Consider the following 13,525-nt stretch of genomic DNA (forward strand, 5'->3'; position numbering starts at 1 on the left):
GACGCCGACAAGGCCCCCATCCCCGACGAGCTGTTCCGCCCGCAGGCCGAGCGCCGCGTGCGCCTGGGCCTGGTGGTGGCCGAGCTGGTGAAGGTCAACGAACTGCACGCCAAGCCCGAGCAGATCAAGGCCCACATCGACGAGCTGGCCGCTTCCTACGAAAAGCCCGCCGACGTGGTGCGCTGGTACCAGGGCGACAACCGCCGCCTGGCCGAGGTCGAGGCCATCGTGATCGAGAACAACGTCACCGACTTCGTGCTCGCCAAGGCCCAGGTCAGCGACAAGACCGTGAGCTTTGACGAGCTGATGGCCCAGGCCTGATCGCCGGTGCTCTGGCGCACGGAAGAGGGCGGAGCGATCCGCCCCTTTTTTTTGCCGCTGGACCCCCCATCTGTCCCCTTGCATCCCCCGCGAACGAACCATGGCCCTACCGCCCGAAGTGGGGTGGCCGGGTTGGTTACAGTTGGGCCATTGCTTTGAACCTGTACGGACTCACTCGGAGAGCCTCATGAGCGCTATGGATATCCAAGGCCTGGGCATGGTGCCCATGGTCATCGAACAATCGGGCCGCGGCGAGCGCGCCTACGACATTTACTCGCGCCTGCTCAAGGAACGCGTGGTGTTCCTCGTCGGTCCGGTCAACGACCAGTCGGCCAACCTCATCGTGGCCCAGCTGCTGTTCCTGGAGAGCGAGAACCCGGACAAGGACATCTCGTTCTACATCAACTCGCCCGGTGGTTCGGTCAGCGCCGGCATGGCGATCTTCGACACCATGAACTTCATCAAGCCCGACGTGTCGACGCTGTGCGTGGGCATGGCCGCGAGCATGGGCGCCTTCCTGCTGGCCGCTGGCACCAAGGGCAAGCGCTTCAGCCTGCCCAATTCCAAGATCATGATCCACCAGCCGCTGGGCGGCGCCCAGGGCCAGGCCACCGAGATCGAGATCCACGCGCGCGAAATCCTCAAGACCCGCGAGCAGCTCAACCGCATCCTGGCCGAACGCACCGGCCAGCCGCTGGAGAAGATCGAGCGCGACACCGAGCGCGACTACTTCCTCTCGGCCGCCGAGTCGGCCGACTACGGCCTGATCGACAAGGTCATCGAGAAGCGTCCCACGGCGGGCTGACGCCGCCGGGAGAAGGGCGGCCAAACACCGTTTTTGCGGCCCTTTTTCCGGATTTGGCCCTGGCGGACCATCCACTATCATTGAACACCGTTTTTCCCTGACACCGCACCATGGCCGACAAGAAAGCCGCCTCCAGCGAAAAAGCGCTGTACTGCTCGTTCTGTGGCAAGAGCCAGCACGAGGTGAAGAAGCTGATCGCCGGGCCCTCGGTGTTCATCTGCGACGAGTGCATCGATCTCTGCAACGACATCATCCGTGACGAGTTGCCCGGCATCGAGTCGGTGAAGGCGTCCTCGGACGACCTGCCCACGCCGGCCCAGCTCAAGAGCAACCTCGACAACTACGTCATTGGCCAGGACGCTGCCAAGCGCGCGCTGGCCGTGGCCGTCTACAACCACTACAAGCGCCTGCGCCACAAGCAGGGCTCGCGCAAGGACGAGGTGGAACTGGCCAAGAGCAACATCCTGCTCATCGGCCCCACGGGCTCGGGCAAGACTTTGCTCGCCCAGACCATGGCCCGCATGCTCAACGTGCCCTTCGTCATGGCCGACGCCACCACGCTGACCGAAGCCGGCTATGTGGGCGAGGACGTCGAGAACATCGTCGCCAAGCTGCTGCAAAGCTGCAACTACGACATCGAGCGCGCCCAGCAGGGCATCGTCTACATCGACGAGATCGACAAGATCACGCGCAAGTCCGACAACCCATCCATCACCCGCGACGTGTCGGGCGAGGGCGTGCAACAGGCCCTGCTCAAGCTCATCGAGGGCACCATGGCCAGCGTGCCGCCGCAGGGCGGGCGCAAGCACCCCAACCAGGACTTCCTGCAGGTCGACACCACCAACATCCTGTTCATTTGCGGGGGTGCCTTCGCGGGCCTGGAGAAGATCATCGAGAACCGCACCGAGGCCTCGGGCATCGGTTTCTCGGCCGCCGTGCGCAGCAAGAAGCAGCGCAGCGTCACCGAGGTGTTCAAGGAAGTCGAGCCGGAAGACCTGATCAAGTTCGGCCTCATCCCCGAGCTGGTCGGCCGCGTGCCCGTCATCGCCGCCCTGGCCGAGCTGAGCGAGGACGCGCTGGTGGACATCCTCACCCAGCCGCGCAACGCCGTCGTCAAGCAGTTTTCCAAGCTGCTGTCGATGGAGGGCGCCGAACTGGAGGTGCGGCCCGCCGCGCTCAAGGCCATCGCCCGCAAGGCGCTGGCGCGCAAAACCGGCGCGCGCGGCCTGCGCTCCATCCTTGAAAACGCGTTGATCGACACCATGTTCGAGCTCCCTGGCCTGAGCAACGTGGAAAAGGTCGTGGTGGATGAATCCACCATCGACGAGAACAAGCCACCGCTGCTGGTGTACCGCGAGGCCGCCAAGCAGGCGTGAACGACAGGCATGCGAAGCCTCACCTGGCTCCGCATGACCGCCCGGGCCGCGGTTGACACCGCCCACCAGAGCCCCAACCACTGAGTCACCGAGGTTCAGATGTCCGGACAAACCCCTCTGCCCAGCACCCCCGTGGAACTCCCGCTGCTGCCCCTGCGCGACGTGGTGGTGTTCCCCCACATGGTGATCCCGCTGTTCGTCGGCCGACCCAAGAGCATCAAGGCCCTGGAAGCGGCGATGGAGGCCGAGCGCCGCATCATGCTGGTGGCCCAAAAGGCCGCTGCCAAGGACGAGCCCTCGCCCGAGGACATGTTCGAGATGGGCTGCGTCGCCACCATCCTGCAGATGCTCAAGCTGCCCGACGGCACCGTGAAGGTGCTGGTGGAGGGCGTGCAGCGCGCCAAGGTGCTGTCCATCAACGACGGCGAGACGCACTTCGTGGCCAACGTGTCGCCCATCGACCCGGCGAATGAGCGCGCCGAGGCGGCGGCCAACGAACTGGAGGCGCTGCGCCGCGCGGTGATGCAGCAGTTCGACCAGTACGTCAAGCTGAACAAGAAGATTCCGTCCGAGATCCTCACCTCCATTTCCAGCATCGATGACCCCGGCCGCCTGGCCGACACCATCGCGGCGCACCTGCCGCTCAAGCTGGAGTCCAAGCAGGTGGTGCTGGATCTGGATCCGGTCATCAAACGCCTGGAGAACCTGTTCGAGCAACTCGAGCGCGAGGTCGACATCCTCAACGTCGACAAGAAGATCCGCGGGCGCGTCAAGCGCCAGATGGAAAAGAACCAGCGCGACTTCTACCTCAACGAGCAGGTCAAGGCGATCCAGAAGGAACTCGGCGAAGGCGAAGAGGGCGCCGACATCGAGGAGATCGAGAAGAAGATCAAGGCGGCCCGCATGCCCGCCGAGGCGCGCAAGAAGGCCGAGGGCGAGCTGAAAAAGCTCAAGCTCATGTCGCCCATGTCGGCCGAGGCCACCGTGGTGCGCAACTACATCGACGTGCTGGTCGGCCTGCCCTGGAGCAAGAAGACCAAGATCAAGCACGACCTGGCGCACGCCGAGGCCGTGCTCAACGAAGACCACTACGGCCTGGAGCGCGTGAAGGACCGCATCCTCGAGTACCTCGCGGTGCAGCAGCGCGTCGACAAGGTCAAGGCACCCATCCTGTGCCTCGTGGGCCCGCCGGGCGTGGGCAAGACCTCGCTGGGGCAGTCGGTGGCCAAGGCCACCGGCCGCAAGTACGTGCGCATGGCCCTGGGTGGCATGCGCGACGAGGCCGAGATCCGGGGTCATCGCCGCACCTACATCGGCGCCATGCCGGGCAAGGTGCTGCAAAGCCTCACCAAGGTCGGCACGCGCAACCCGCTGTTCCTGCTCGACGAGATCGACAAGCTCGGCACCGACTTCCGTGGCGACCCGTCCAGCGCGCTGCTGGAGGTGCTGGACCCCGAGCAGAACCACACCTTCGGCGACCACTACGTCGAGGTCGACTACGACCTGTCCGACGTGATGTTCGTGGCGACTTCGAACTCGATGAACATCCCGCCGGCGCTGCTGGACCGCATGGAGGTCATCCGCCTCTCGGGCTACACCGAGGACGAGAAGACCAACATCGCCATGCGCTACCTGCTGCCCAAGCAGATCAAGAACAACGGCATCAAGGACGGCGAGGTCGAGGTGCGCGAGGACGCGGTGCGCGACATCGTTCGCTACTACACCCGCGAGGCCGGCGTGCGTTCGCTGGAGCGCGAGCTCTCCAAGATCTGCCGCAAGGTGGTCAAGGGCCTCCTGCTCAAGAAGTTCACGCCCACGGTGATGGTCACGGCCGACAACCTCAGCGAGTTCCTGGGCGTGCGCAAGTACACCTACGGCCGCGCCGAGCAGCAGAACCAGGTCGGCCAGGTCGTGGGCCTGGCCTGGACGGAGGTGGGTGGCGATCTGCTCACCATCGAAGTGGCCATCATGCCCGGCAAGGGCGCCACCACGCGCACCGGCTCGCTGGGCGACGTGATGAAGGAGTCCGTGGAGGCCGCGCGCACCGTGGTGCGCAGCCGCGCCCGCGTGCTGGGCATCAAGGATGAGATGTTCGACAAGCGCGACATCCACATCCACGTGCCCGACGGCGCCACGCCCAAGGACGGTCCGAGCGCCGGTGCGGCCATGACCACCGCGCTGGTGTCGGCGCTCACCGGCATCCCGGTGCGTGCCGACGTTGCCATGACGGGCGAGATCACGCTGCGCGGCGAGGTCACGGCCATCGGCGGCCTGAAGGAAAAACTGCTGGCCGCGCTGCGCGGCGGCATCAAGACCGTGGTGATCCCGGAAGAGAACGTGAAGGACCTCGCCGAGATTCCCGACAACGTGAAGGAAGGCCTGAAGATCGTTCCGGTGAAATGGATCGACAAGGTGCTGTCCATTGCGTTGGAACGCCAGCCCGTGCCGCTGACGGACGAAGAAGTCGCCGCGCAACTCGCGGCGGCGTCGGTGCGCGCGACCACGGGCGAAACCGACGCGGTCAAACACTGAAAAAAATCGAGGCCCCTTGAAGGGACCTCGATTTTTGCGCTATACTTCTAGCTTCTGCAGAACGCAAGAACTGCTAGAAAATGCGGGAATAGCTCAGTTGGTAGAGCGCAACCTTGCCAAGGTTGAGGTCGCGAGTTCGAACCTCGTTTCCCGCTCCAGATTCGCAAAAAGGGAAGCTCGGCTTCCCTTTTTTATCGGACCCGCTCCGGCGCGTTAGCAAAGCGGTTATGCAACGGATTGCAAATCCGTCTAGGGCGGTTCGACTCCGCCACGCGCCTCCAGACGATTCGATGAAAAAAGCACCTGTGCAGGTTTCTGCCAGGTGCTTTTTTGTTGGCGCTGTCGCCCCCCAGATGGGTGACAGCGCCACCGTGTTTGGTCCGCCTTGGGCAGTGGCTTCAGCGGCCTCAATGGCCTGAGGAAGCCCTAGGCGGCGCCGCGGCAGCCAGGGCGCGCTCCCAATGCAGGCGGCCCAGGGGAACCGCGTGGCGAACGAATGCGCCTGTGAGGGCGTGCTGCCGCGCGGCCGCGGCCTCCGGCAGCCTGTGGGCCGCGCTGGCCATGCGGCCCACCGCCCAGGCCAGCAGGGTGTGGGCCATGCCGTGCAGCAGATCGTCGGCGCTTTCCAGCAGCAGTGAGTTGTCTTGCCTGGCACGGTCCAGCCAGTCCCGCAGCTGCGCGCGCGACGCATCGACGAAGTCGCGCAGCGGGTCGCCGGTGGCCAGCTCGGCGCGCAGGGCGTCGAGCAGCTCGAAGGCGGTGGCGCCGCCATCGGCCAACAGCTTGCGCTGCGCGAGGTCGATCGCCTGGATCTCGTTGGTGCCCTCGTAGATCATGGCGATGCGCGCATCGCGCACCGTCTGTTCGATGCCGTATTCGTGCACGTAGCCGTAGCCGCCCCACACGCCCAGCGCGGCGGCCGGGCCATGGAAGCCTTGGTGCGTGCAGAAGGCCTTGACGATGGGGGTGAGCAGGGCCGCGAAGCGCTTCTCGCGCTCGCGCACGGCACCGTCGCCATGGTGTTCGGCCAGGTCCAGGGCCAGCGCGGCGCGGTAGGCGAGCACGCGCTGGGACTGCGCCATCACCTCCAGGCGGTCGAGCAGCAGGCGAACCGCCGGGTGCTCGGCGATGGCGCGTCCCATCTGCACCCGTTCCGCGGCATAGCGGCGCGCGTTTTGCGCGGCCATTTCCTGGTGCCCGAGGCCCTGCAGGCCCACGTGCAGGCGCGCCGAATTCATCATCAGGAACATTGCGGCCAGACCGCGGTGCGGTTCGCCGATGAGCCAGCCGGTGGCGCCTTCGTAGCGCATGGCGCAGGTGGCGCTGGCCTTGATGCCCATCTTCTTTTCCACGCCGTCGCAGAACAGCGCGTTGCGCGAACCGTCGGGCAGCACCTTGGGCACCAGGGCGAGCGACAGACCCTTGGTGCCCGCCGGCGCATCGGGCAAGCGGCACAGCACCAGGTGCACGATGTTGTCGGTGAGGTCGTGTTCGCCGCCGCTGATGAAGATCTTGTTGCCGCTGATGCGCAGGCTGCCGTCGGCTTGCGGTTCGGCGCGCGTGCGCAGCTGGCCCAGGTCGCTGCCGGCCTGGGGCTCGGTGAGCGCCATGGCCGCGAGCCATTCACCGCTCACGATCTTGGGCAGGTAGCGGGCCTTCAGCGCCTCGCTGCCGTGGGCCTTGATCGTCTCGTAGGCGCCGTGCAGCAGGTCGGGGTACATGTTCCAGCCGTGGTTGCAGGCGTCGAGCATCTCGCGCAGCGCGGCGTCCAGCAGCAGTGGCAGGCCCTGGCCACCCCAGTCGGGCGTGCAGGGCAGGGCCGGCCAGCCGCCCGCCACAAAGGCCTGGTAGGCCTCGGGAAAGCCTTTGGGCGTGCGCACGCGACCCTCGGCGTCGCGCACGCAGCCTTCGACGTCGCCGACGGCGTTGAGCGGCTGCAGCACCTCGCTCGCGAAGCGCGCGGCCTCTTGCAGCACGGCGTCGGCCGTGTCGAGGTCGAGGTCGGCGAAGGCCTCGCAGGCTTTCCAGTGGGTGGGCGCGTCGAGCACGTGCTCAAGCACGAAGCGCATATGGTCCAGGGGGGCTTCGTAGGTCCAGCTCATTCGCAAACTCTGGGGTGACGCGCCGCGGCCGGTGCCCTTGGGGGCGCGGCCGGGCGGGGGTTACTGCTTCTTCGTGCCGAGGTAGGTGTCGATCACGCGCGGGTCCACCGCGAGCTGCGCGGCCGGGCCCGCGAGCACCACGTCGCCGGTTTCCAGCACGTGGCCTTCGTCGGCGACGTTCAAGGCCGCGCGCGCGTTCTGCTCGACCAGCAGGATGCTCACGCCGCGCTCGCGCAAGGTCTCGATGATGCGGAAGATGTCGCGCACGATCAGCGGTGCCAGGCCCAGGCTGGGCTCGTCGAGCATGAGCAGCTTGGGCTGGCCCATGAGCGCGCGGCCGATGGCCAGCATCTGACGCTCGCCCCCCGACAGCGTGCCGGCCGCCTGCGCGCGGCGTTCCTTCATGCGCGGGAACAGCTCGTAGACCTGCTCCAGGCCATCGCGCCAGCGCGGCAGGCGCTGCTTCATCGGGCGCCACCCGCCGAGCACGAGGTTGTCTTCCACGCTCATGGTGCCGAACAGCTCGCGCCGCTCGGGCACCAGGGCCAGGCCCGCCATCACGCGCTCTTCCAGCGTCAGGCGCGTGATGTCCTGGCCCGCGAAGCGCACCGCGCCACGCAGCGGTAGCAGGCCCATCAGGGCGCCCAGCAGCGTGGATTTGCCGGCGCCGTTGGGCCCGATCACCGTGACCACCTGGCCCGCGCGCACCGGCAAGTGGATGCCGTGCAGCACCTCGGCCTTGCCGTAGCCCGCGTGCAGGTCTTTCACTTCAAGCAGCAGCTCAGCCATGTCAATGCTCCGTTCCGAGGTAGGCCGCGCGCACCTTTTCGCTGGCCTGGATCTCGGCCGGCGTGCCTTCCAGCAGCGGCGTGCCGAACTCCATCACCAGGATGCGGTCGGTCAAGTTCATCACGAAGTCCATGTCGTGTTCCACCAGCAGCAGGCTCAGGCCCTCGGCCTTGAGCTGGCGCAGCACCTCGGCCAGGGCCTGCTTTTCGCGGTGGCGCAGGCCGGCGGCGGGCTCGTCGAGCAGCAGCAGGGCGGGGTCGCTGGCCAGGGCGCGCGCGATCTCCACCAGGCGCTGCGGGCCGAGGGCCAGGTTGCCGGCGAGCTCGTGCAGGTGCTCGCCCAGGCCCACGCGGCGCAGCTGGCGCTCGGCCTCGGCGAGGGCGCGCGCTTCTTCGGCGCGGTCGGTGCGCAGCATGGCGGCCAGGGTGCCGCTGCCCGTGCGCAGGTAGGTGCCCAGGGCGACGTTCTCCAGCACGGTCATGTCGGGCACCAGCTTGACGTGCTGGAAGGTGCGCGACAGGCCGCGGCGAGCGATTTCGCGCGCGCCCTTGCCGTCCACGCGCTCGCCGCGCAGCCAGACCTCGCCGCTGGTGAGCGGCAGCACGCCCGAGACCAGGTTGAAGGTGGTGGACTTGCCCGCGCCGTTCGGGCCGATGAGGCCGAAGATTTCGCCCGCGCGCAGCGTGAAGCCCACGCCGTTGACGGCGACCAGGCCACCGAAGGTGCGGCGCGCGTCCTTCACCTCGAGCAGCACGCTGCCGGTCGCGGGCTTGTCGCGCGCGGGCAGGGGCTCGGTGGCGGCCGCCGCCGTGGCGCGGGGCCGCCGCGCGGGCAGCAGGCGCTCGATCGAGGGCCACAGGCCGTTGGGCGCGAACTTGAGCACCAGCACCAGCACCACGCCGAAGACGATGATCTCGTAGCTGCCCGAGGTGCCCAGCAGCGCCGGCAGCCAGGTCTGCAGCTGGTCTTCGGCCAGCTTGACCAGGGCCGCGCCCGTGAAGGCGCCCCACACATGGCCCACGCCGCCGAGCACCGCCATGAAGAGGTATTCGATGCCGAACTTGATGCCGAAGGGCGAGGGGTTGACGCTGCGCTGCATGTGCGCGAACAGCCAGCCCGAGACAGAGGCCAGGATGGCGGCGATCACGAACATCAGCAGCTTGTGGCGGAAGGTGGAGGCGCCCATGGCCTCGGGCATGGTCTTGCCGCCGCCGCGGTGCACGTCGAGCGCGCGCATGATGCGGCCGGGGCGCGAGTCGAGCAGGCGCGTGATGGCGATGGCCGCGGCGATGGCCACCAGCCAGATCAGGAGGTAGATGCGCCGCTCCTCCTGCAGGCTGATGCCGAAGAACTGGATGGCGGGCACGCCCAGCAGGCCGTCGTACTTGCCCAGGGCGTCGAGGTTGCCCATGGTGTAGAACAAGGCCAGGCTCCAGCAGATGGTGGCCAGCGGCAGGTAATGCCCCGACATGCGCAGCGTGACCCAGCCCAGCACCAGGGCCACGGCCACCGTGACGGCCAGGCCCGCGAGCAGGCCGAGCCAGGGCGACAGGCCCAGCTTCACGCTGAGGTAGGCGCTGGCGTAGGCCCCCAGGCCGGCGAAGGCCGCCTGGCCGAAGGAGGTGAGGCCGCCGATGCCGGTGAGCAGCACCAGGCCGAGCGCGACGAGCCCGAACAGGCCCACGTAGTTGAGCTTGGTGATCCAGTAGTCGGGCACCGGCAGGAAAGGCACGGCGACCATGATCACGGTGAAGGCCAGCAGGCCGTAGCGACGGATATCCATCTCAATGCTCCTCGTCATGCGGGTCGACGAAGGAGCGCCACAGCAGCACCGGCAGGATGGCGGTGAACACGATCACTTCCTTGAATGCGCTGGCCCAGAAGGAGCCGAAGGCCTCGACCAGGCCCACGCCGAGCGCGCCCACGAGCGCCAGCGGGAAGCTCGTGAGGCCGGCGAAGACGGCGGCCACGAAGCCCTTGAGGCCGATGAGGAAGCCGCTGTCGAAGAACACGGTGGTGGTGGGGCCGATGAGCAGCCCCGAGAGCGCGCCGATGAAGGCCGCGAGCGTGAAGCTCAGCGAGCCGGCGGCGTCGGTGGAGATGCCCATGAGCCGCGCGCCCGTCTGGTTGACGGAGGTGGCGCGCAGCGCCTTGCCGGTGAGCGTGCGGTCGAACAGCACGAACAGCGCGACGATGAGCGCGACCGAGGCGCCGAGAATGATGATGGCCTGCCCGCTGAGCGTGACCGGCCCGAGGCTCAGGCGCTCGTCCCAGAACGGCGGGTTGCGGAAGCCTTCGGCACCAAAGAACACCAGGCCCAGACCGGTGAGCGCGAAGTGCACGCCGACCGAGACGATGAGCAGCACCAGCACGCTGGCGCTGGCCAGCGAGCGGTAGGCCAGCCGGTACACCAGCGGGCCCATGGGCGTGACCAGGGCCAGCGTGAGCAGGGCCTGCACGACCATGGGGGGCTGTTTCGGCACCAGCCAGGCGGTGAGGGCGCAGGCCACCAGTGGCAGCGCCGCGGTGCGCAGGGCCAGGCGCGCCCAGCGCGCCAGCGGCCAGGCCTCGCGCCAGGCGCGCACGGCGTCCAGCACGAGCACCAGCGCCACCATGAGCAGCAGCAGCCAGACCGTGCCGGGCAGGGCGCCGGTCTGGAACAGCGCCATGGTCAGCGCCGCGAAGGCGACGAACTCGCCCTGCGGAATGAAGACGATGCGGGTGACCGCGAACACCAGGACGAGGGCGATCGCCACCAGCGCGTAGATCGCACCGTTGATGACGCCGTCGACGCCGAGGATCGCAGCAATGCTCAGGTCCATGGGTTGCGGTCTCCCGTCATTTTCATCTCTTGTCTTTAAACGCCCGCCGGCTGCGCGTGAGAGCACGCAACCCAGGGTGCCGCGGAACCGGCTTGGCCGGGCCGCAGGCACCGCCCCTTGAGGGGGCGCGCGAAGCGCGGCGGGGTGGACCTTATTGCTCGAGTTTCCAGTCGCCGTTGACGACCTTCATCACCACGCCCGAACCGGTCTTGAAGCCCCAGTGGTCGGTGGCCGTGAAGTCGATGATGCCGTGCGTGACGGGCATGGCCGGCGCGTCTTCCAGCGCGGCCTTCAGCGCGGCGCGGAATTCGGGTGTGCCGGGCTTGCCCTTCTTGGCGGCCACGGGCACCAGCTTGTCGAGCAGCAGGTAGGCGTCGTACGAGTGCGCGCCGAACTGGTTGCGGGTGCCGGCGCCGTAGATCTTTTCGTACTCGGCGTTGAACTTCACGCCCAGGGCCTTGCTGGGGTGGCTGTCAGGGAGCTGCTCGGCCACCACCACGGGGCCGGTGGTCACGAAGGTGCCTTCGACGGCCTTGCCGCCGACGCGCATGAGGTCGCGCGTGGCGGCCGCGTGCGTCTGGTAGAACTTGCCTTTGTAGCCGCGCTCGATCAGGCCCAGTTGCGGCATGGCGGCGCCGCTGCCCGAGGCCACGACCACCATCGCGTCGGGGTTGGCCGAGGCGAGCTTGAGCGCCTGCCCGGTCACGGTGGTGTCGGAGCGCGCGAAGCGCTCGACGCCGGCGAGCTTGATGCCGGCCTTCTCCAGCAGCGGCGTCAGGGCCTGCAGCCACTGCTCGCCGTAGGCGTCGGTGTAGCCCAGGAAGCCCACGCTCTTCACGCCCTGCTTTTTCATGTGCTCGACCATGGCCTCGGCCATCACGCCGTTGCTCTGCGGCATGCGAAAGCTCCAGGCGTCCTTGCCGGGCGGCAGGCCGATGGGCGAGAGCGCCAGGTGCGGCGTGCCCGATTCGATGGCCACGTCGGCCATGGGGATGGCCACCGGCGTGGCGCCCGAACCCACGATCACGTCCACCTTGTCCTGGTTGACGAAGCGGCGCGCGTTTTGCACGCCCTTGGTGGGGTCGGTGGCGTCGTCCAGGATGATGACGTTGAGCTTCTCGCCGCCGACGGTGGCCGGCCACATCTTCACGCCGTTGGCCATGGGGATGCCCAGGCCCGAGGCCGGGCCGGTGAGGGGCACGCTCACGCCGACGGTGAGGTCGGCCCAGGCGGCGCTGGCCAGGGTGGCGGCCACGGCCGTGGCCAGGGTGGTCTTCAGCAGTTGTTTCATGCGTTGTCTCCGTTGGTGTTGCGTGTGCTCGTGGCCCGCACCCGCGAGGGCTTGAAAAGGGTTCAGGTGGCCGAGGGGTTTTCGATCAGCAGGGCAATGCCCTGGCCGCCACCGATGCAGGCCGAGGCCACGCCCCAGCGCGCGCCGATGTCGCGCAGCTGGCGCGCGCAGGTGATGGTGAGGCGCACGCCGGTGGCCGCCAAGGGGTGGCCCAGCGCGATGGCGCCGCCGTGCACGTTGAGCTTGTCCTCGTCGAGGCCGAGCTCGCGCGACACCGCCACGGTCTGCGCGCCCTGCGCCTCGTTGATCTCGAAGCGCGCCACGTCGTTGAGCGACAGGCCCGCGCGCTCCAGCAGCAGGCGGATGGCGGGCGCGGGACCGATGCCCATGATCTCGGGCGGCACGCCCACCACGGCGGCGGCGGCCAGGCGCGCCAGCGCGGGCCTGCCGTGGGCCTTCAGGCCCGCGCCGTTGGTGACCACGGCGGCCGCGGCCGCGTCGGTCAGGGCCGAGCTGTTGCCGCCGGTCTGCACGCCGTCCTTGAACACGGTGCGCAGCTTGGCCAGCACCTCGGGCGGGGTGGGGCGCGGGTGCGTGTCGCGGTCGGCGACGCTGGCCTTGCCCGAGAGGCGGATGCCGCGCGGGCGGTAGCCCTCGCGCTCGAAACTCTCATGGCCCACGGGCACGATCTCGCCGTCGAACCAGCCGGCGGCCTGCGCGGCCACGGCGCGCTCGAAGGAGCGCGAGGCGAAGGCATCCACCGCCTCGCGGGTGATGCCATAGCGCTGCGCCAGGTTCTCGGCCGTGCGGATCATGCTGATGTCGGCCGCCGGGTCGGTGAGGGCCTCCCACATGTAGTCCTTGAAACCGATGGGCGCGCCCAGGCGGAAACCGCCGCGGTGGTCGAAGGCGGCGATGGGGTTGCGCGTCATCGACTCGGTGCCCACCAGCAGCACGTTCTGCGCGATGCCGGCGCCGATCTGCTCGCCGGCCTGGCGAAACAGCTCGAACCCGGTGCCGCAGATGCGCTGCGCCATGAGCGCGGGCACCTCCACCGGCACGCCGGCGTACAGGCCGATGTGGCGCGGCACGTAGAACTGGTCGAAGCCGCCCGGGGCCATGTTGCCCGCGAGCACGGAGTCGATGGCCTCGGGCGACACGCCGGTGCGCTTGAGCACCTCGCGCGCGACCTTGATGCCCAGGTCGATGGGGTTGGCGTCGGCGAAGGCGCCCTGGTAGTCCACCATGGGCGTGCGCACGCCATCGAGGATGTAGACGTCGTTGAAAAGCTGGCTCTGTCCGCGGCTCATCGGGAAACTTTCGAAGAAGTGGCCGGGCGGATGACGCCCGGGGCATCGGCGTACAGGGCCGCCACGCGCGCGGCGCGGCGCTGCAGCACCGCGCGCTGGTTGAGGTAGCCCTTGTCGGTGATTTCACCGGCGTCGGCGTTGGGCGGCTCGTCGAGCACCGCGGCGCGCGCGGGCGAT

10 protein-coding genes, 2 tRNA genes and 1 pseudogene are annotated in these 13,525 nt (G+C 68.3%); 6 read left to right on the top strand and 7 right to left on the bottom strand.

Annotation, left to right across the window (positions count from 1 at the left end; all coding sequences use genetic code 11):
• From BGO22_RS14600 to BGO22_RS14625, 6 genes and pseudogenes are all read left to right on the top strand, one after another.
• Positions 1-321, top strand: a pseudogene (locus BGO22_RS14600) (trigger factor); the annotation flags it as partial.
• A 187-nt stretch (positions 322-508) separates the two neighbouring features.
• Complete coding sequence (gene clpP, locus BGO22_RS14605; protein WP_070398339.1) at positions 509-1,126, top strand: ATP-dependent Clp endopeptidase proteolytic subunit ClpP; 618 nt, start codon at positions 509-511, stop codon at positions 1,124-1,126.
• Between the two features lie 110 nt (positions 1,127-1,236).
• Positions 1,237-2,502, top strand: a complete 1,266-nt coding sequence (gene clpX, locus BGO22_RS14610) for an ATP-dependent Clp protease ATP-binding subunit ClpX (RefSeq protein WP_070398340.1) — start codon at positions 1,237-1,239, stop codon at positions 2,500-2,502.
• 99 nt (positions 2,503-2,601) lie between these two features.
• On the top strand, positions 2,602-5,034 hold the full coding sequence (lon, locus tag BGO22_RS14615) for an endopeptidase La (RefSeq protein WP_070398341.1): 2,433 nt from the start codon (positions 2,602-2,604) through the stop codon (positions 5,032-5,034).
• 82 nt (positions 5,035-5,116) lie between these two features.
• Positions 5,117-5,192 (top strand) — tRNA-Gly (locus BGO22_RS14620).
• 49 nt (positions 5,193-5,241) lie between these two features.
• Positions 5,242-5,315: transfer RNA gene (locus tag BGO22_RS14625), tRNA-Cys, on the top strand.
• 126 nt (positions 5,316-5,441) lie between these two features.
• Here BGO22_RS14625 and BGO22_RS14630 read toward each other — a convergent pair.
• From BGO22_RS14630 to BGO22_RS14660, 7 genes are all read right to left on the bottom strand, one after another.
• Positions 5,442-7,136 (bottom strand): acyl-CoA dehydrogenase family protein, encoded by a 1,695-nt coding sequence (locus BGO22_RS14630; protein ID WP_070398342.1) that lies wholly within the window; start codon positions 7,134-7,136, stop codon positions 5,442-5,444.
• 60 nt (positions 7,137-7,196) lie between these two features.
• A complete protein-coding gene (locus BGO22_RS14635; RefSeq protein WP_070398343.1) occupies positions 7,197-7,925 on the bottom strand; it encodes an ABC transporter ATP-binding protein in 729 nt (242 codons plus the stop codon).
• A 1-nt stretch (position 7,926) separates the two neighbouring features.
• Complete coding sequence (locus tag BGO22_RS14640; RefSeq protein WP_083293012.1) at positions 7,927-9,708, bottom strand: branched-chain amino acid ABC transporter ATP-binding protein/permease; 1,782 nt, start codon at positions 9,706-9,708, stop codon at positions 7,927-7,929.
• Position 9,709: 1 nt separating this feature from the next.
• The gene (locus BGO22_RS14645; RefSeq protein ID WP_070398345.1) at positions 9,710-10,747 is read right to left on the bottom strand and encodes a branched-chain amino acid ABC transporter permease; all 1,038 of its coding nucleotides are present in this window, start codon (positions 10,745-10,747) and stop codon (positions 9,710-9,712) included.
• A gap of 151 nt (positions 10,748-10,898) precedes the next feature.
• Entirely contained in the window at positions 10,899-12,038 is a 1,140-nt protein-coding gene (locus tag BGO22_RS14650; protein ID WP_070398346.1) for an ABC transporter substrate-binding protein, read from the bottom strand.
• 62 nt (positions 12,039-12,100) lie between these two features.
• Positions 12,101-13,348 carry a thiolase family protein gene (locus BGO22_RS14655; protein ID WP_070398347.1) on the bottom strand — a complete coding sequence of 416 codons (1,248 nt, stop codon included), beginning with the start codon at positions 13,346-13,348 and terminating at the stop codon, positions 12,101-12,103.
• A partial coding sequence (locus tag BGO22_RS14660) for a hypothetical protein (protein WP_286851473.1) occupies positions 13,345-13,525 on the bottom strand: 181 nt, incomplete at its 5' end. The genes BGO22_RS14655 and BGO22_RS14660, both read right to left, overlap by 4 nt.

This window comes from Hydrogenophaga sp. 70-12 (assembly GCF_001897365.1).
In the GTDB taxonomy this organism is placed as follows: Bacteria; Pseudomonadota; Gammaproteobacteria; order Burkholderiales; family Burkholderiaceae_C; genus Hydrogenophaga; species Hydrogenophaga borbori.